The following is an 18515-nucleotide window of genomic DNA, read 5'->3' as shown; positions in this document are numbered from 1 at the left end:
GGGCATGGGGCATCGGGCATCGGCCCGCGCAGGGCATTAGGAATTTAGAAATTGGTAATTGTTAACTAATAACTAATAACTAATAACTAATAACCGATGCCCCATTCCCCATTCCCCATGCCCAATTAGCATTGAGTAATAGCTTGCGGCTGTGAACTTTCTTCGGGAATATCCCAGCCGAGAGTTGCCGCCGCGATCACCTCTAGGGGAAACTTGGGAGTGCGATCGGCATACAGCAAACCGTTAGCTTCTTGGAAAGTATCGGTTAACTGCGTGTAACAAAATCCGCTGAACATTTCGACTCGGTTTACCACTTTCAACAGCGCGGTGTAGCGCCTTTGCAGTTCCTGCGTGTCCGACGCCCGCACGTAGCCCCAAACCCTGAAAAAATCGGGGTTTTCGCGGCCCGCGCAGGCAATGCCGCCGAATTCTGTCAGCATCATCGGCTGTCCTTGGTGCGGGTGGCCGTCGAGGGTGAGGACTCGCCCGCCGGGACGCCCGCGATCGAACAAATCGGCTAGCTGGACTTCGGGCCCGTAGCGCTTGGCTAGGGTTTGCGGGTTGTTGTCGTAGTCGTGAATCGCCAGGATGTCGGTATCGATGCTTTCCCAGCCGTCGTTACCGATGACGGGGCGAGTCGGATCGAGGGTTTTGGTCAAGAAATACAGCGCTTGCACGTAGTTGCGGTGGGCTGCGGCTTCGACTAAATTCGGAACTCCCCAGGATTCGTTGAACGGCACCCAGACTACGATACAGGGGTGGCTGGTGTCGCGATCGATGACTTCTGTCCACTCCCGCGTCAGCCGTTGCACGGCTTTGGGAGTGAAGCGGTAGGCGCTGGGCATTTCTTCCCAAACTAGGAGCCCCAGCACGTCAGCCCAGTACAAAAATCGGGGGTCTTCGATTTTTTGGTGCTTGCGGACGCCGTTGAAACCCATTGCTTTGACTAATTCGACATCCTGCCGCAAAGCTTCGTCGGAAGGGGCAGTCATCATGGTGTCTGGCCAGTAACCTTGGTCGAGCACCAGTCGCAAATAGTAGGGGCGGCCGTTTAGCATGAAGCGATCGCGCTGGATGCTGACCGTCCGCATGGCGGTATAAGATTTAACCTCGTCGAGTAGTTTGCCGTCCGCCCACAACTGCACTTGAGCGTTAATTAGCGTCGGCTTTTCGGGACTCCACAGCAATTCGTTGCGGTAGTCGTCGATACCAGGGTCTGAGAGGGCGATGCGGCGGTGGATTTCGCCGTTGATGACTTCGTAGGTGTCGTTGACCAGCAGCATACAGCCGATCGACAGTTTAACTTTAATTTGGATTCCCGACTGGCGATCGCCCGCGACAAACGCTTCAAAACCGATTTCCCAGCGTTCAAACTGGGGAGTCCAGCGGATGCGCTCGATATAAGTGTGAGGCACCAATTCTACCCAAACTGTCTGCCAAATGCCCGTCGTGCGCGGATACCAAATACTGTGGGGCTCTATTTGCCAGTCTTGCTTGCCGCGCGGTTGCTCCAAATCTTGGGGGTCGTCGTGGGCCCAGACTGTCACCCGCTGCGGCCCGTTGAGGTTCACAACTGCTGTAATGTCTGCGGTGAAAGGAGTGTGTCCGCCTTCGTGTTCGATGACAAACTGACCGTTCACCCAGACGCGGGCGCGGTAGTCTACGGCCCCAAAGTGGAGGAGAACTCTGCCTTCTGTGTGGGGTACGTCAAATTCGCGTTCATACCAGCAGTTGGCGTGAAAATTCGTGTCGCCGATCCCGCTTTTTGCCGATTCTGGAGCAAACGGCACTTCTATAGTGTGAGTCCACTCAGAAATATCGATCGGCTGCACGCAGTGGCCCGCGTCGTCGTAAGCAAACCTCCACTGACCATTGAGACAAATCCAGTTGCTCCGGCGCAGTTGGGGGCGCGGATAACCTGTTTTGCGTCCTTGAACTGTCACCTTACTATCAAGAGTTGCAGACTCTTCTATCTCGCAATTTTCTAGTTCTCTACCTAACCAACTCATCGGCACATCTACCCAAAGTTATATATATAGGTTAGCGACAATTACCCCCACTTTGACAAGTTTTTTGCTGATTAATTTGCAAAAGTTTTGCACCTTAAAACAGCCTCATCTGAAGGCTCTCTTGTGCTGAAGTCATTAGTCAGAAGAAAGAAGAATAAACCAGGAAGATTTTTCTCTATCCCCCACTCTCCCCCTCTCTCACTCTCCCTCTAGCTAGCAAGACTTTGCAAACCTCCTAACGGTTCAGTTAGCTCACTTTTGAGAGAAAATTCTTCGGCAAACGGCAAACACTGAAATATTTGCTGTAGTCCCGTGAGTTCAAAGAGAATTCTAACTTGTTCGCTCATCGCAGAGATCAAAAGTATACATTTGCTGTCTCTAACTAATTTCACGATCGCCACTACAGCCATTAACTCGGAATTTTTCAAAAAATTTATTTTTGAGAAATCCAGCATAATAATTTTGCCACCGCTTTCAATTAGGCGCTGTATTTCTTTCTGAAACTGAGCCGCTTGAGAAATTTCCAACACCTCATGAGACAAAACAATTTTAACTAGAACCTTCATTTTTACCTCAATGCTTGTTTGAATTATTAAATAACTTTTGATGAAAACCGAGTAAGGTGCTCTGTGGGCACCTTACCTTTTTACTCGTAATTCACAGATTCCAGCTACTTGCTAGCAGATTTGCCGTTGCCGTTGACAGCAGCGACTTCTAGAGAAGCTGGGGCTGGACTCTCGACCTCTCCATTCGAGGAGCTTACATGAGAGGTCGAACCGTTAACATTTTCTACCAATTCAATCACCGGTTTGGTAGTAATTTGTTTGTAAGTTGTCAGAGCTTGAGCGACCACTTGATCCATGTTGTAATACCTGTAAGTCGCCAGCCTTCCCACGAAAGAAACTCCCGGAGTTGCATCAGCCAAAGCTTTATATTTCTTGTAAAGTTCGGCATTTTCTGGACGCGGAACCGGGTAGTAAGGGTCTCCCTCAGCTTGGGGATATTCGTAGACAATGCTAGTTTTTAGATGCTCTTGTCCGGTGAGGTATTTAAACTCGGTGCAGCGAGTATATAAATGCTCGTTGGGGTAATTTACCACCGGTGCTTCTTGGTGTACAGGTACGTTCAGCGTTTCGTGCTTAAATTCCAAGGAACGGTAAGGAAGTTTGCCGTAGCAATAATTGAAATAGGCATCGACTGGCCCGGTGTAAATCATTTCCCCGTAAGGGATAAAACCCTCAATCTCCCGGTAGTCGGTATTGAGCATCACCTTGATGTTTGGGTGAGAAAGCATCTTTTCAAACATCCGAGTGTAGCCGTGCAGGGGCATTGCTTGATAGGTATCGGTAAAATAGCGATCGTCCCGGTTAATGCGAGTAGGTACGCGCGCAATCACTGAGTTGTCGAGTTCCGACGGGTCCATTCCCCACTGTTTGCGGGTGTAGTTGCGGAAGAATTTTTCGTAAAGTTCGCGACCGACTTTGCTGACAACTACATCTTCGGAGGTGCGAATGTACTCCCTTGGTTCTGCTACTTTCGCGAAGAAATCTTCTACTTCAAATGAGGTGAGATTCAGTCCGTAAAGTTTATTTACGGTGTTGAGATTGATCGGAATGGGCAGCAGTTGACCGTCTACGCTGGCGAGGACGCGGTGTTCGTAGGGCCGCCACTCGGTGAAACGCGAAAGATACTCGAAAACGGGGCGCGAATTGGTGTGAAAAATGTGGGGGCCGTATTTGTGTACGAGGATGCCATGATTGTCGTAGTGATCGTATGCGTTGCCGCCGATGTGGTTGCGGGTATCAATTATCAGGACTGTTTTTCCGGCTTCATTTGCTAGTCTTTCGGCAATGACGCTACCTGCAAATCCTGCTCCGACGATTAAATAGTCAAACATTGAAACACCTCTAATTTTTGGTAAGGTAATTGGTAATTAGTAATTGGTAATTGGGCACTGGCCAAACAGGGCATTGGGCATTGGTAACAACTCACAAATAACCAACAGCCAACAGTCAAAAGCCAACTGACTACTGACTGCTGACTAATGACTTCTGCTTTCTGCCTTCGATCGCACTTTCGATCAACCCCAGCATTTCGCCCCAGGTATTGTCCCAAGAATTGTCTGCTAAAAAGGCGTCTACTTCACTCAGCCATTTGCTGCGAACGTCCGAACTTTCGCTAAGGATTTCTTGAGCACAAGCAACGAATTCTGAAGAATTGCTAGCAATCCGAACCAAGCCGTTTTCTCCGTAGGGCCGCACCACGTCGCGGATAGGAGTAGAAATCACAGGTTTGCCGGCAGCGAGGTATTCTGGAGTTTTCGTAGGACTAATAAACTTAGTCGATTCGTTAATCGCAAAAGGCAGCATGGCGATATCCCATCCGCCAAGATACGCTGGCAGTTCTTGATAAGATTTGCCGCCGAGATAGTGGATATTTGGGTGAGTTGGCAGAGTTGCCGGATCGATTTTCGCCACGGGGCCAATGATGACTAAATGCCAGTCCGGCCTTGCTTGGGCAATTCCCCTCAGCAGTTCGATATCCATGCGTTCGTCTATGACCCCATAAAATCCCAAACGCGGGTGAGGAATGTCTTTTTGATCCGACGGTTCTTGTGAAAGATTCCTGGCTGTCGCAAAGTGTTCTTTTTCGATGCTGCTGGGGAAAGCGTGAATGTTTGGGTGCTGGTGCTGTTTGGCTTCGTAAAGGTTGTGTCCCCCGGTAAATACTACGCTGGCGCGCTTTAATAATTGGTTTTCATTTGCTTTTAAATCCGGGTGCGCGCCTTTGAATGCTGACAGTTCATCCATGCAGTCGTAGACTACAGCTAGCGGCTTTAAGTGGTTTGTGAAACTGACAGCCATTGGTGTGTAATACCAGAGGATGTACTGGCTAATTTCTGCCGATCGAAACAAATCATCTAGCATGGCTTGCTGAGCAGTTTGTGCTGTTGCTTCGCTGATTCCTTCGCTCAGGTGCGGTACTATTACCCAGACTCCGCTTTCGTGGATGCTGACATCGAGCCACCAATCTGTAGCCTCGCTCAAAATTGGTTCTTCTACAAAGAAGACGCGACGACTTTTAGCACAGCGACTCAAGAGATGTTGCGGACGCTGATATACAAAATTCCACCGCAAATGAGACAGGCAAACTAAATCGGGTGCCTCTAAAGCATCAGTTGTTGATAAGTTGGCGCGCAATGCGGGCGGGGGAGCGAATTGAGAGGGCGATTTGGCTGGATCTATAGAGGTAAATCGGATCTCCCATGCTCGACTTTTATTGCTATACTTATTGTTTACTGAGTTTTCTGGGGGCGACATATTAGCCTCTGGAATTTGTCAATGAAAATTTGCCAGTTAAAATTGGTCAATAGGATATATTTCTCAGCAGTGTCTTACTGAAAGTCGCAAGCATAAATCTGAGAACTTTTATTGACGAGCAAGCGCCGCATTCAGTGAGCCAAACAAAGAAACTGTTTAGCTGCGGAAAAACACGCTTATCTGCTTTTTTCATAATTGAAACTGGGAGATAAGTTAATATTGTTAGACTTGCTATTGTTGTTAAATGTAACCCAGTTTTTCGGCCATAACTTCTATCTGAAGGATGACTTTTCTCTCAGGAGACACCTAGCTTGCACGCTGGGTTCAAAAGCCGTTAAAACGCCGATCGACCTTGTAAAATGACTCTTAACTGGCCGGTACGGGGTGAAAAAAGAGCGAGTTTTATTGCTTTATTTGGAGATGATAGAAAATTTCCCATCAAGTTTATGTTGCTTTTTGATTTGACAAACCTTGCTTTTTTTTAACTCATCCGATCGCTATTAGGGAAATTTTGTATCCTAATATACACAGTTTCGTCAAAGATTTCTAACTTCCGATAGATTAACAATTAACAGTTTATGCAGTGGGGTTAAACTGACACAAGATCACCTGTCTCAACAATATCAAAGAAAACAGGTAACGGCAACGATAAACCTAAGATTTTACGGGAGTCTGTGCCAAGAAACCAAGGCGATGACATTTGCGCTGTGGGCGTCAGTTTAACCTCGCGCCCACAGCACAAATGTCAATCATCCCTCTAAGGGCGGGTTCGCCGATATCTGCAATTAAACGCCAAATATCCACGTAAACCCGCGACTAGAAAATACCAGCAACTTTACAGTCGGCGGCTGTCAATTTTGGCCATTCCTCCTCCAAAGGCAAAATCTTGCACCGTCGAACTCTTTAAGAAATCGTGAGGGAAACCCAATTCAATTGCACTTACTTTGTCTAACTGCTGCATTTGTTCGGGGGTTAATTTAAACTCCAAACAAGCCAGATTTTCCTGAAGTTGCGAGAGTTTGCGCGAGCCCACAATCGGAATAACTTCGACTGGCTGTTGGATCAGCCAATTTAGGGCTACTTGAGAAGCAGGTTTGCCAATTTCGGCTGCTATGAAGCTAACTTCGTCAGCAATTTTGAGGTCTCGTTCGTTAATTTTTCCCGATTCCGGTGAATTCAGCCGTTTAGCTTCGCTGGCGGTTTCTGAAGTGTTGTATTTTCCTGTTAGCAAACCCCCTGCTAGGGGACTCCAAGCCGTGACGCCAATGTCAAAGGCTTTTGCCATAGGGATCAAGTCCCGTTCAGGAGTTCGCTCTTTTAAAGAATACTCGATTTGCAAGCCGATAAATGGTGTCCAACCGCGCAGATTGGCGATCGTATTTGCTTGAGAAATAATCCAAGCCGGCGTATCGGAAATGCCTATGTAAAGAACTTTACCGGCGCGCACCAAATCGTCAAAAGCGCGCATCACTTCTTCAACGGGTGTGGTAAAATCCCAAGCGTGCAGCCACAGCAAATCTATGTATTCAACTTGCAATCGCTTCAAACTGGCCTCTACTGCTTGTACCATATTTTTGCGGTGGTTGCCGAAACCGTTGATTTCGCCGTTTTTCATGTTGAGGCTATACTTAGTGGCAACTACCCATTTTTCGCGATCGGCCCCGATGAACTCGCCGACATATTTTTCGCTAGTACCGTTGGTGTAGAGATTCGCGGTATCAATGAAATTGCCGCCCGCTTCTGCAAAGGCGTCGAACATTTTCCGGCTTTCGTCGTAGGAACCGCCCCAACCCCAATCTTCGCCAAAAGTCATGGTTCCGAGGCAGATTTCCGAAACGCGAAGTCCGCTGTGACCTAGTAGTTTGTATCTCATGTCACCCTTCCGCTAGTTAGTGGTTGTTAACAGTTTAGATCGGGATTTCCCAAACTGTTGCCATCAGTCGGGGTGGCAGGCTTTTGTAATGTGTTAGCGCTGCGCTGAAGGTTGAATGTTTTGCCAAGTTAATCAAAATGTCGTAGCACTGGCGATCGGCTTACTAATGTATTTAGGAATACATTAGTAAATCAAAATACAGTAAAATGACCAAACACATATCTATCTTTAGATAGGTATTTTATGAAATGAGTTAAATAAAAAATGCTATCTTAAATAATCGGAAAACCAGACAGAACTAGAGAAAAAATTAATGTAGCTAAATTAACTTTTTAGCGTTATAGTGATTTATAGATTACACAAACTAGGTGACTCACTTGGCTGATATCGTTGATACCGCCGTTTCGGCAGGCTCTTTTACTACCCTAGTTGCTGCAGTCCAAGCCGCTGGTTTAGTAGATACTCTCAAAGGCGCTGGCCCCTTCACAGTTTTCGCTCCTACAGACGAAGCTTTTGCTAAGCTTCCCGCAGGTACTGTAGAAGCACTGCTTAATGACATTCCTAAGCTCACAAAAATCTTGACTTATCATGTCGTTTCTGGCAAAGTTATGGCCGCTGATGTGGTCAAGCTGACATCTGCCAAAACAGTTGAAGGTTCAGAAGTGAAAATTGATGCTTCCAATGGTGTCAAAATCAATGATTCTACCGTTACAACAGCCGATGTTGCTGCTGATAATGGCGTCATCCACATTATTGATTCAGTCTTGCTTCCTGCGTAAGCACAGATTTAGATAGCGCAATACTATCTTGAGGGCGGTGGCTGTTGTTAGCCACCGCCCTGTTTTAATTGATAGTTGAGATTTAAATATTTTACGCAGGTCGGTAATTAAAACTATTTATTATAGAGTAGCGGGAATTAGCCGATCGCACTTAGCTTGAGTCTGTCCCAAATTTGTCGCTGCTGGAGTTAGTGGCAAAAACTGCGACAGGTACTCTGGACAAAATTTTATCAAAAAAATAAAAAAGTGCGATCGACCGCGTTAACAATTGCCGATAATTAGCGGCCCACTTATTTTGCACTCTCGGGCTGATTCCCGGTTGATGCGTAGATACCATGCCACCAAACCCAACATTTCTCCGAGAAACTGGGTTTACCAGGCCTTGTCCTAATTAAGATACAATAAGAGCCACAAAGAAAGTGCGATCGACATTATTTGACATTCAAGCTATGCAATCTACAACTCAGTCCGAGACAGAACCGGCGATGGACGCTCCCAAACACGGATTGCCCGTTACAATCATTACAGGATTTCTCGGCAGCGGCAAAACAACCCTGCTCAACCACATCCTGACCAATCAGCAGGGTTTGAAAACAGCAGTTTTGGTAAATGAATTTGGCGAAATCGGCATCGACAACGAACTGATTGTCACCACCGACGACAACATGGTTGAGCTGAACAACGGCTGCATCTGCTGCACAATTAATGAAGATTTAGTTAATGCAGTTTACAAAGTTTTAGAACGTCAAGAAAATCTCGATTATCTGGTAGTCGAAACAACCGGACTCGCCGACCCGCTGCCAGTAGCGATGACTTTTTTAGGCACAGAACTGCGCGACCTGACTCGTCTCGATTCGATAGTTACATTAGTAGACGCAGCCAACTACAGCTTAGATTTGTTCAACTCTCAAGCAGCTTACAGTCAAATAGCTTACGGCGATATAATTATCCTCAACAAAACAGATTTGGTTGAGGAAGCAGATTTAGATTTGTTGGAAGTTAAGATTCGCGATGTCAAAGAAGGTGCTCGAATTCTGCGAACAGTAAAATCGCAAGTGCCCCTACCGCTAGTCCTCAGCGTCGGATTGTTTGAATCGGACAAATATTTCCAATCTGAAAAAACTGCTAGCAGTCACGACCACGACCATCACGACCATCACGACCATCACGACCACGGCCATCATGACCATCACGACCACGGCCATCATGACCATCACGACCACAGCCATCATGACCACAGCCATCACGACCACTCCGACCATTTAGAAAATGACGGATTTACCTCAATTTCTTTCCAGAGTGACAAGCCGTTTTCTCTGAGAAAATTTCAATATTTCTTAGACAACCAACTGCCAACAAATGTGTTTCGCGCCAAAGGAATTATGTGGTTTGAAGAAAGTCCGAAACGGCATATTTTTCACTTGAGCGGCAAGCGATTTACGATGGATGACGACGAGTGGAAAGGCGATCGCAAAAACCAGCTTGTTCTCATCGGTCAGGGTTTGGATACTGAGACTTTGCGATCGCAACTCGAAAACTGTCTTTGTATGCCTTCAACCAATCGCGGCAAAGGTTTTGGGAAAAACTAAAGGTTACTGGTTCCCCGGCTAGAGCCTGGGAACCGATGTAAGCGAGGCTCTGCCTCTCTGGTACTTAGGAAGATAGGAGGCAGAGCCTCTGGATCTGCGTTACCAGGCTAGAGCCTGGTAACGATTAATTACCTATTACCAATTACCGATTTCCCATGCGAGTCATCAGAAAGGTGGGTGGAAACCCCGTCGTTTTAGGACGGCTTTATATTAAACTATAGTTTGGTCAATGACCCACTGTCCGTCGATGGATTCAGACAGCCTAACGAGCGAAGTCCAGTACAACTGGCGGCGCAGACAAATCGGTAGACCGGGAAAAGAGGATAGGGCAATGGTAAACATCCCTGGAATCAAAACAACAGATAAGAATTCCTTTTAGGTATTCGACGCATAAAAACCGCTGGGCTAGCGGGGTTAGTCTGTGGAGCGAACATAAGACCAGAAAACTCCTTGTGGGTGGAGGCAGTTGCGATGAAGCAGAAACTCAAATCGTGAGGTTTGGGAATCACCGTGGCTTTAGCCCGGTGAGAATGTCAACTCAAGTCGAAATAGACGATCGAATTATTGGCAAAATTGGCCGCGGACTTAACTTGCTTGTAGGTATTGCAGACACCGACACCGAAGCAGAACTCGATTGGATGGCTCGCAAATGCCTAGAATTGCGTTTGTTTCCCGACTCGGCCACGGATACCGGGCGCTGGAACAAGTCCGTACAAGACATCGGCGGCGAGTTGCTGGTTGTCAGTCAGTTTACGCTCTACGGGGACTGCCGCAAAGGTCGGCGACCTTCCTTTGACCGAGCAGCGGCTCCTGAAAGAGCCGAAATTTTTTATGATAAATTTGTCGAAAAGTTGCGCCAGAGCGGCTTAAAAGTCGAAACAGGCTTGTTTGGAGCGATGATGCAAGTCTCGATCGAGAATGACGGGCCGGTGACTTTGGTATTAGAGAAAGAATCAGGGTGAATTGTTGGCAAACAAAGCTCTCTGTGCTTCTTTCTGATTCCTTCTTCCTTCTTGGATAAGATCAAATTTCCAAATTAACCGGGTTTCCTAACTGCTGTTGCGTAGCTTCTGAAGACATTGCAGATAGCTACACTCTGCCAAGTCTCGATTCCACAATCTCTAACGGCCAAAACCCCCTCAAATAGCCAGTTATTAGATTGTCCACTCAGCGGCCTCGCAGCACCCTCAGTTTTCCTGGCGATCGCCCCACCCAAATAACAGCTCAGAATGCTTGTACAGTAAGGCTTTAACGGCAATAAAATCAATCTTCCACAGCCAGCGCTTAGAATCAGATTCAGCAGCCAAAAACTGTTGCATGAGAGAGTGGAACACTGGCATAACTACGGTTATCTCTACTTCCGTAACATTCAATGTATAGAGAGTTGAATCAGCACAGCAAGCGAAACCGCCAGCAACTGACCTCACTCTCTGACAAATGTCCTCGCACACCCGCTGTGCCCTACCACCCGATAAACGCCATGACTGTCAAAACTGCCACCACCGTCAACTGCAACACCGCTTCTGACCTCAACAGCATTCCGGCTGCATCCAGCGAACAAACCGCCGAAATCAATTCTCTTCCAAGCATCGATATCCTCGCTTTGGCTAACTTCGCCCTCAAAGAATTGCAAGCGGAAATGAAAACTTCCAGCCGCAGCGCTCAAGCAGTGGCGATGCGGATTGCTAAGGAAGTCGAACGGATTTGCCAAAAGAGCGATCGCATCCAAATTTCCGGCGAAGTTGAAGCTTGGCAAATCACCTTGGCTGAGCACCGGTTGCAAAAAACCCTGCAATACTACCGCCTCGGTTCCAAACAAGGCCGCGTCGAACTGCATTCTCACCTCGCGGCTATGATTTACCGCCATGTTGCTTCTTTCCGATCGAACTTGAACTTCCAAGCTCGCTACAACATGATTGAAGACTTTTTGCAAGGCTTTTACATCGAATCTCTGCGAGCTTTCCGCCGCGAACACCAACTCGATGTCACCTACCAGCCCCGCACGCAGCTAGAATTGGCTGAGTACATGGCTTTCACCGAACACTACGCCAAACGCCAAATTGGCTTACCGGGCCGCAACCGCCAGCGCCTGATCGTGTTGCGCGCTCAAGGATTTGCCAAGGGCCAGCCTCCGGAAACTGCGATCGACATTGAAATGGCTGTAGAATCGGGCAAGGGAGAAGATGCGGAAATTTACAGCCGCTCTCCGGCGCTGCAACAAGTGCGCGAGCAAATGGTATCGGAAACTGTCGATCCGGCTGATGCTGTGCTGCGCGATCGAGTAGTCTCGGAATTGATCGCCTATCTGGAATCGCAAAATCAGCCAGAATGCGTGAATTACTTAACTTTAAAATTGCAAGACCTTTCGGCTTCGGAAATTGACCGCGTGCTCGGTTTGTCTTCCCGCCAGCGCGACTACTTGCAACAACGTTTCAAGTACCACGTCGAAAAATTTGCCCGCACTCAAAATTGGAAACTCGTGCACGAATGGCTGGGTGCTGATGTGGATCAAAAGCTGGGAATGACTTCCGACAAATGGGAAGCGTTTCGCGCTCAACTGTCGCCGGAAATGCAGCAACTGTTAGAAATGAAGCGGAATCAAGAAAGCGACAAGGCGATCGCCACCGCGCTCAAATGCACTCCCAAACAAGTCCAAAAACGCTGGGCGCAACTGTTGGAGCTGGCTAGCCAGACTCGCAACAGCAGCCAAGCTTAACTGGTACTCAAATATGAATGCAACTGTTTTCTTGAGACTGGAAAATGCGATCGGGTGCGGCATCTACACTGGACTGCCCGCCCCGGCGTCCGCTCTCAACTCAACAAGGGCTGCTACTAAATTATCGCCACTTTTTGGCAAATTCAATTTATTAAAACAACATTACTTTTTTTAATATCTTTCCTTCCCTGGTTAGGCCGGGGAATTTGTTTTTATTAGTCATTAGTCATCAGTCATCAGTCATCAGTAATGAGGGGTCTGAATTGAGATTACAATCCCCCTGTTGCAGCAACAAGTCAAGCTGCTCCCAGTCCAGTGTCGGCAAAACAACGTCGAATAGCTAGGAATCTTTTGGTATTTCCCCTCGCCTCGACTATTTTGATGCAGCCGTTATTACCAGTATTATCGCGGTAGGCTTAGTCTACGCCTGCTAAAAGTGCTCCACCAACAACCGTAACAACTGCAAGTGCACCTTCTGGGAGTGCGGCATCAGAAGTTGTCAAATCCTATTATAAAGATGCCGACAAAATTCTTAAAGATGTGGTTGATGAAGTGGCCGCAGCGACAAAAGCAAATATCCCGGTCAACTATCTAGACCCCAGAGTTCTTAATCCAACCGAGTTGCTCAGTTGGGGGAGTGCTACGGCGCTAATTCATCAAGCTTTGGTTTATCAAGGTCAAGTCGAACCGCTGCCTAATAATGAGGAAGCTACGAAATATCTTGCTGCTAGTGCTGCTAACAGGAAGAATAGATTTTTGAAGCAGTATCAATCCTAAAAGCGATCGCATCTACATACTGATTTTCCACCATCAACTTTTTGTCAGGGCTGGCACTACTTTTTCGCCAAACACCTCAATAAACTGCTCTTGCGATCGGTTAACGTTGTGCAAAATTACTTGATCAAACCCCAATTCAATATCTTTTTGCAACCACTCAATATGCTGCTCTTGGTCTGCCGAGATGCGGACGTGTTGATATAACTCCTCTGGTTGCACAAACTCCCCGGCGGCATCAAATTGAGCGGGTGTTATCAGTTCTGTCAGCATTTTGCTTTTGAAGATGTTACTGCGCCATTGATGATGAGCGCCTTGTAGTGCTTTCTCTGCATTACTGTCATAGGAAAGCTGCACTTTCAAAATCGTTGGTTTTCCTTCTCCACCACCGCGACGAAACGCATCGACGACTTTTTTTAACTTTTCAGGTGGGCGAGAAGTAGTAATTAATCCATCGGCCCAACTGCCCAACCATTCTGCGGTTTCTGGGGTAACTGCGGCGCCGATAATTAATGGGAGAATTTCCGGGCGGGTATAGAGTTTTGCATCTTCTACGCACACTAAACCGCGATGGGTGACGGTTTCTCCTGCCCAAAGGGCGCGGATAATATCGACACATTCTTTGAGGCGCGCGTTGCGATCGTTCTTAGTAGGCCACTTATCCCCAGTAATATGTTCATTCAACGCTTGACCGCTGCCAACCGTTAGCCAAAAACGATTGGGAAACATTTCTGCCAACGTTGCCGCAGCTTGGGCAATAATAGCCGGATGATACCGCTGTCCGGGAGCGCAAACAACCCGATAGGAAAGCCTCGGCGTTGCTTGCATTGCTGCACCCAACCAAGACCAAGCAAAACCACTTTGTCCTTGCGCTTCACTCCAAGGATGAAAGTGATCGGAAGAAAGGGCATGGGTAAAGCCAGCTTGTTCTGCCATTTGGACATATTTCAGCAGTTCACTGGGCTTAAACTGTTCATGGGAAGCATGATAACCAATTTTTGCCATAAGTTTTTAGGAGTTTTGAGTACAGTAGGGGCGATGCCCCCGTGCCCGCCCTGAGTTGTGAGTTAAAATATCCAGACTTAAAAGCAGGTGATTTAATCAGGACGCCTTGTAAAAGTTTTGAGCTTTGAGTTAGATAAGTTTTTAATTCACCAAAAAATTGTTGTACTCAAAATTCATAACTTTCTGTATAACGGGCAAGCTTATGAACGGAAAATTCGCCGATAGCGAGCTTCAATTACCGAGTAAATGCCATAGGCTATTAAACCCAAAGGTACTATACCCAAAATCACTGGACTAAAAGGCTGTTGTCCCAGAATTGCCAACACCTCGCCCAATCCCTTCGTTTGACTGGCATCTGATAGCTTGGCTGCTTGAATTAAGAAAATACCGATTATAACGAAAACAATCCCACGGGCCGCAATTCCAAATCGACCCAAACGTGTCGCCCAAATTTGCTCGGCTTGGCTCATTTCATCTAGCTTGAAATGGCGGCGAAATTTGGCTTTATATGCTTCGTAAAAATAAGAAAATCCTACGCCAATAACAATTGAGCCTGCCAATCCTACCAGCCATTGTCCAAATGGTTGCGCTAAAATTTGGGCTGTCAAATCTTCGGTTGTATCGCTCTTACCACCGCCCGAACCCATGATCAGTTTTACAGCCGTTAAAGCCAAACCTGCGTAAGCTAAAGCACTTAAGGCGTAGCCAATGCGTTGGGCAATTCGCTTGGCATCCATTTTCTGTCCTTGGTGTTCTGGGTCGAGAATTGTCTGAACGATACGCCAAAGGGCATAACCAATAATGCCAATCGTTACAAGAAATAGCAGAAATTTACCGAACGGTTGGTTAACAATTGCTGATAATGCACCGCTAGTATCGGTTGTCCTGCCGCCCATACTAAAGGCTGCTTGTGCTGCTAAAAAACCGACAATAAAGTAAACTAAGCCTTTGGAAGCATATCCCAATCTTGCCAGTCGCTCAAACCACACATGAGAAGCTGCTTGTCCAATTGAGTGTTTAATGCTGTCGGTGGGTGAGTTGTCCCGTTTCATATTTTTTGACAATTTAGTTGTTAACGACTGCTGCCATAGCCAATAGTGCATTCCTGTCCAGCTAACTGAGTTCTTAAACAGATAATTTATGTTATTATTTATTAACTTAAAGATTAGCTTGTTTAGATTTTTTTTAAATCTGTCTTGAGCGGGAGTGTCATCGGTTGATTGAGTAAGAAATTTCACATTTATTGGGCTTGACAAATATAGCTTTAGGGGCTATAATATGGCTTCCATGATGGAGGAGTCTGCCAGCGGTATAGTAGATTTTTGATAAAAATTTCTTTAACCCAAGTTTGAATAACAATTAGAATTGGCGACCCTAAAAAGAATGTCAAAAAAAAATCCGAAGGCTATCAAGAGCTAAGGTGTAAACGGAAAGCAAAAATACCTGCTTTTCCATAATGATATATCTGACAAATCTGCAATAGCTGCCCTAACTAGCTTATGGACGTTGCAAGAATGGATGCGCCCCTGGGCGGCAGTTGGGAATCCAGCATCTATCGCCAGTAGTGCGATCGCACTTAACTCAAAGCTTTATCATAAATTTTTCCTCAATCATCTTCCATCAGGAGGATATTTTCTTATGGCATCAGACAGATGGCAAGGTTGGGCTAGTTAGATTAAATAGAGATTGAAGCAGCTTTTGAGATGGTAAACAGAAACAATAGACGTTTTGCCTAAGTCGATTTTTAAGACTATAAATTCCCATTGTCGCCAGAAGTTGATTGTTCAGAACCGGGAGGATTTTAGGAAAATAAAATCAACCACAACGGCAGTTGCTGTGTTGAGTTCAACCTTTTATTTACCGGAAATTGCCGAATTCGGTTCCAAAACATCCGGCATCCTGTCCTGCCCTTAACTGACTTTTCAGGAAAACTCTAATAGCTAACCACAAGGCGATCGCTTGCGACAGGAAGACAAGCAGAACCTATTTCTTACGTCGTTTGCTTTGATGATCAATTCAGCAATAAGGTGTATATAATGAATCAAGTGAATCAACCAGAATCCTTGTCGCAACCGCTGACCCAAAGCGAATTCGTCGCAACTTTTCGCTTGTTTAGTAGATTTAGCTTCTGGATACAGTTATTCTTTGGTGCTGTTTCCGGCATTGTTTTATTATTTGCTATGTTGGGTCGCAACATGAGCGAACAAACTAATAATGCAGGTATTGGTTTCGGGGTATTTTTAGCAATCATTGGCCTGTTATTGCTGTGCTTTAGAATTTTTTGGGATTTTCGCTATAGGCTTTTAGGCAGACTTTTGCACGCCGAAAATTCCCAGGTATATCCCAGCAAAGAACATATTACTCACACCTTACGGATTGGATTAGTTTCTAGTTTGGTGGGGGTATTAATCGCGTTTGTCGCTTCTGAAGAAACAGTTGCTGTAGTCCTAGCAAAAACTCTTAGTCAGCCCCAAGCGATGGCAGCTTATGCGCCAGAAAATGTGATTCGTTCCCTAGATATTTTTGTGACGATGGCAAATGTCAATCTGATTGGCGCTCACTTTTTTGGAGCTGTTACTTCTCTTGGGTTACTCAATTGGGTAGAGGATTAGTTGGCAGCAGTGGCGATCGCTAAAGGCAAACACAACTCCTATGCCATCACGACTGACAAGGGCTGGCCGATTTAACTAAGGTTGGTGGTTGTGCACTGTCTTGGCGAAAGAGAGCGAAGACAGTGCAGCTACAAGCTAAACAAGGTGGCTATTAGGATGAACATCTAATCGGAAATTGGTAGCGATCGCTCCTGCTAATGGTAGTTAGCCTAATCAACCGTTTTTTTTTCGTAATTCATTTATTAGATTGAGAGATATTTCATCTATTTTTAGATTGATAGATTTTGAATCAGGACAAACAAACAAAACTTAGGTTCATATTCCGAAAGATGAGCTATACCCGTGGCATTCAGCTTGCTAAATAGCCATGTTGCCGTGTTTCTTAACACAGCCATGTTACACAGTTTCTCTATTAAGAAATAGACTGTAATGAAAGACCTCTGGTATAAAAACGCAATTGTTTACTCCCTCGATGTTGAAACCTTCATGGACTCCGACGGCGATGGTGTCGGCGACTTTCAGGGACTTATCAACCGCCTAGACTATTTATCCGCGCTAGGAATTACTTGTTTGTGGTTGCTGCCGTTTTATCCTTCCCCTAACCGCGACAATGGTTACGACGTGATGGATTACTACAACATTGATCCGCGACTGGGAACCCTGGGAGATTTTGTCGAGTTCATGCACCAAGCAAGGGAACGAGGAATTCGCGTGCTGATCGATCTGGTAGTAAATCATACGTCCAATCAGCATCCGTGGTTTGTTGCAGCCAAAAGCGAGAAAAACTCCAAGTATCGCAATTACTATGTGTGGTCAGAAAATCCACCCAAAACAGATCCAGAACAACTGATATTTCCCGATGTCGAAGACAGTATTTGGGAGTACGACGAACAAGCAAACGCTTACTATTTGCATCACTTCTATAAAGAACAGCCAGATTTAAATATTGCCAATCCGGCGGTACGAGAAGAAATATGCAAAATTATGGGTTTCTGGCTAGAACTGGGTGTGTCTGGATTTCGCATTGATGCTGTTCCGTTTTTAATTAAAGGAATTGGCATCGAAGGTGCAGACCCCGAAAAGCTGCGAGGTTTCTTGGAAGAAATGAGAGAGTTTGTGTCATCGCGTCAGGGTGATGCAGTGTTGCTGGCCGAAGCAAATGTCGATCGCGAGCAAATTTCTATCTACTTTGCTAAGGGCGACAGAATGCACATTCTGTTCAACTTTTTGCTGAACCAGCATCTGTTTTTGGCCTTGGCGCGTCAAGAATCCACCGCATTGCGCGAGGGACTAAAAACCTTACCGGATATTCCTGATATTTGTCAGTGGCTTAATTTTGTGCGCCACCATGATGAACTGACGCTAGATCGCATTACTTCATCGGAACGAGATGAAATTTTTGCAGCGTTTGCCCCTGAGAAAACTATGCAAATTTTCGGGCGCGGGATTCGTCGCCGCTTACCACCGATGATGGGAGGATCTCGTCGCCGGATTGAACTTGTCTACAGCTTGCTGTTCACTCTGCCTGGTACACCCATGCTGCGCTATGGGGAAGAAATTGGCATGGGCGATGACCTTTCGCTGGAAGGTCGAGACAGCGTTCGCACGGTGATGCAATGGTCAGATGCACCGAATGGTGGCTTCTCGACGGCTGCAACTGATGCCCTTGCCAGACCTGCGATCGCGATCGGAGAATACGGTTACAAACAAGTCAATGTCGTCGCAGCGCAGCGCGATCCTGCCTCATTAATTAACTGGATGGAATCCCCAACGATAAATGATATTATTTTGGTGGCTAGCAACAAGCGCTGCACACAGCACGCGGGATGCTAGCCTCC

Annotated in this window: 15 protein-coding genes; 7 read left to right on the top strand and 8 right to left on the bottom strand. The window is 46.4% G+C overall.

What is annotated here, in order from left to right:
• Positions 1-125: 125 nt before the first annotated feature.
• The 5 genes from QUB24_RS28775 to QUB24_RS28755 all read right to left on the bottom strand — a co-directional run bounded on the left by QUB24_RS28775 (position 126) and on the right by QUB24_RS28755 (position 7202).
• Positions 126-2009: a glycoside hydrolase family 2 TIM barrel-domain containing protein gene (locus tag QUB24_RS28775; protein ID WP_333157043.1), complete on the bottom strand. Its 1884-nt coding sequence runs from the start codon at positions 2007-2009 to the stop codon at positions 126-128.
• Between the two features lie 209 nt (positions 2010-2218).
• The gene (locus QUB24_RS28770) at positions 2219-2575 is read right to left on the bottom strand and encodes an STAS domain-containing protein (RefSeq protein ID WP_333157042.1); all 357 of its coding nucleotides are present in this window, start codon (positions 2573-2575) and stop codon (positions 2219-2221) included.
• Between the two features lie 104 nt (positions 2576-2679).
• A complete protein-coding gene (gene glf / locus QUB24_RS28765) occupies positions 2680-3906 on the bottom strand; it encodes a UDP-galactopyranose mutase (RefSeq protein ID WP_333157041.1) in 1227 nt (408 codons plus the stop codon).
• Positions 3907-4036: 130 nt separating this feature from the next.
• The gene (locus QUB24_RS28760; RefSeq protein WP_333157040.1) at positions 4037-5329 is read right to left on the bottom strand and encodes a glycosyltransferase family 1 protein; all 1293 of its coding nucleotides are present in this window, start codon (positions 5327-5329) and stop codon (positions 4037-4039) included.
• Positions 5330-6164: 835 nt separating this feature from the next.
• Positions 6165-7202, bottom strand: a complete 1038-nt coding sequence (locus QUB24_RS28755; protein WP_333157039.1) for an aldo/keto reductase — start codon at positions 7200-7202, stop codon at positions 6165-6167.
• Positions 7203-7579: 377 nt separating this feature from the next.
• On the opposite strand from QUB24_RS28755, the gene QUB24_RS28750 reads away from it, so the two are divergent.
• The 3 genes from QUB24_RS28750 to dtd all read left to right on the top strand — a co-directional run bounded on the left by QUB24_RS28750 (position 7580) and on the right by dtd (position 10532).
• Positions 7580-7981 carry a fasciclin domain-containing protein gene (locus QUB24_RS28750; RefSeq protein ID WP_333157038.1) on the top strand — a complete coding sequence of 134 codons (402 nt, stop codon included), beginning with the start codon at positions 7580-7582 and terminating at the stop codon, positions 7979-7981.
• Between the two features lie 449 nt (positions 7982-8430).
• The gene (locus tag QUB24_RS28745; protein ID WP_333157037.1) at positions 8431-9570 is read left to right on the top strand and encodes a GTP-binding protein; all 1140 of its coding nucleotides are present in this window, start codon (positions 8431-8433) and stop codon (positions 9568-9570) included.
• A gap of 530 nt (positions 9571-10100) precedes the next feature.
• Positions 10101-10532, top strand: coding sequence for a D-aminoacyl-tRNA deacylase (dtd, locus tag QUB24_RS28740; protein WP_333157052.1), 432 nt, complete (start codon positions 10101-10103; stop codon positions 10530-10532).
• 225 nt (positions 10533-10757) lie between these two features.
• Here dtd and QUB24_RS28735 read toward each other — a convergent pair whose 3' ends face one another.
• Positions 10758-10910 (bottom strand): hypothetical protein, encoded by a 153-nt coding sequence (locus QUB24_RS28735; RefSeq protein WP_333157036.1) that lies wholly within the window; start codon positions 10908-10910, stop codon positions 10758-10760.
• Between the two features lie 140 nt (positions 10911-11050).
• Here QUB24_RS28735 and QUB24_RS28730 point away from each other — a divergent pair, with 140 nt between their 5' ends.
• Both QUB24_RS28730 and QUB24_RS28725 read left to right on the top strand, forming a co-directional pair.
• Positions 11051-12286, top strand: coding sequence for a HetZ-related protein (locus QUB24_RS28730; protein ID WP_333157035.1), 1236 nt, complete (start codon positions 11051-11053; stop codon positions 12284-12286).
• 540 nt (positions 12287-12826) lie between these two features.
• Complete coding sequence (locus QUB24_RS28725) at positions 12827-13063, top strand: hypothetical protein (protein WP_333157033.1); 237 nt, start codon at positions 12827-12829, stop codon at positions 13061-13063.
• 33 nt (positions 13064-13096) lie between these two features.
• Here QUB24_RS28725 and QUB24_RS28720 read toward each other — a convergent pair whose 3' ends face one another.
• A complete protein-coding gene (locus QUB24_RS28720; protein ID WP_333157031.1) occupies positions 13097-14065 on the bottom strand; it encodes a TIGR03885 family FMN-dependent LLM class oxidoreductase in 969 nt (322 codons plus the stop codon).
• A gap of 200 nt (positions 14066-14265) precedes the next feature.
• A complete protein-coding gene (locus QUB24_RS28715; protein WP_333157029.1) occupies positions 14266-15117 on the bottom strand; it encodes a DUF1206 domain-containing protein in 852 nt (283 codons plus the stop codon).
• A gap of 984 nt (positions 15118-16101) precedes the next feature.
• Between QUB24_RS28715 and QUB24_RS28710 the strand changes: the two genes are divergently transcribed.
• Both QUB24_RS28710 and QUB24_RS28705 read left to right on the top strand, forming a co-directional pair.
• On the top strand, positions 16102-16677 hold the full coding sequence (locus QUB24_RS28710; protein WP_333157028.1) for a DUF3611 family protein: 576 nt from the start codon (positions 16102-16104) through the stop codon (positions 16675-16677).
• A gap of 429 nt (positions 16678-17106) precedes the next feature.
• A complete protein-coding gene (locus QUB24_RS28705) occupies positions 17107-18510 on the top strand; it encodes an alpha-amylase family protein (RefSeq protein WP_333157027.1) in 1404 nt (467 codons plus the stop codon).
• The last annotated feature ends 5 nt before the right edge of the window (positions 18511-18515 follow it).

Origin of the sequence: Microcoleus sp. B9-D4, assembly GCF_036705105.1 — a bacterium.
Taxonomy (GTDB): domain Bacteria; phylum Cyanobacteriota; class Cyanobacteriia; order Cyanobacteriales; family Microcoleaceae; genus Microcoleus.
The sequence above is the reverse complement of the archived record's forward strand: the minus strand, read 5'-3'. Positions and strand labels throughout refer to the sequence as shown.

What these genes read in the sequence shown, in the direction of transcription:
- glf (WP_333157041.1), bottom strand. Translation starts at nt 3,906, where the DNA reads ATGTTTGACTATTTAATCGTCGGAGCAGGATTTGCAGGTAGCGTCATT.
- QUB24_RS28720 (WP_333157031.1), bottom strand. Translation starts at nt 14,065, where the DNA reads ATGGCAAAAATTGGTTATCATGCTTCCCATGAACAGTTTAAGCCCAGT.
- dtd (WP_333157052.1), top strand. Translation starts at nt 10,101, where the DNA reads ATGTCAACTCAAGTCGAAATAGACGATCGAATTATTGGCAAAATTGGC.
- QUB24_RS28760 (WP_333157040.1), bottom strand. Translation starts at nt 5,329, where the DNA reads ATGTCGCCCCCAGAAAACTCAGTAAACAATAAGTATAGCAATAAAAGT.
- QUB24_RS28710 (WP_333157028.1), top strand. Translation starts at nt 16,102, where the DNA reads ATGAATCAAGTGAATCAACCAGAATCCTTGTCGCAACCGCTGACCCAA.
- QUB24_RS28730 (WP_333157035.1), top strand. Translation starts at nt 11,051, where the DNA reads ATGACTGTCAAAACTGCCACCACCGTCAACTGCAACACCGCTTCTGAC.
- QUB24_RS28775 (WP_333157043.1), bottom strand. Translation starts at nt 2,009, where the DNA reads ATGAGTTGGTTAGGTAGAGAACTAGAAAATTGCGAGATAGAAGAGTCT.
- QUB24_RS28705 (WP_333157027.1), top strand. Translation starts at nt 17,107, where the DNA reads ATGAAAGACCTCTGGTATAAAAACGCAATTGTTTACTCCCTCGATGTT.
- QUB24_RS28735 (WP_333157036.1), bottom strand. Translation starts at nt 10,910, where the DNA reads ATGCCAGTGTTCCACTCTCTCATGCAACAGTTTTTGGCTGCTGAATCT.
- QUB24_RS28715 (WP_333157029.1), bottom strand. Translation starts at nt 15,117, where the DNA reads ATGAAACGGGACAACTCACCCACCGACAGCATTAAACACTCAATTGGA.
- QUB24_RS28745 (WP_333157037.1), top strand. Translation starts at nt 8,431, where the DNA reads ATGCAATCTACAACTCAGTCCGAGACAGAACCGGCGATGGACGCTCCC.
- QUB24_RS28755 (WP_333157039.1), bottom strand. Translation starts at nt 7,202, where the DNA reads ATGAGATACAAACTACTAGGTCACAGCGGACTTCGCGTTTCGGAAATC.
- QUB24_RS28770 (WP_333157042.1), bottom strand. Translation starts at nt 2,575, where the DNA reads ATGAAGGTTCTAGTTAAAATTGTTTTGTCTCATGAGGTGTTGGAAATT.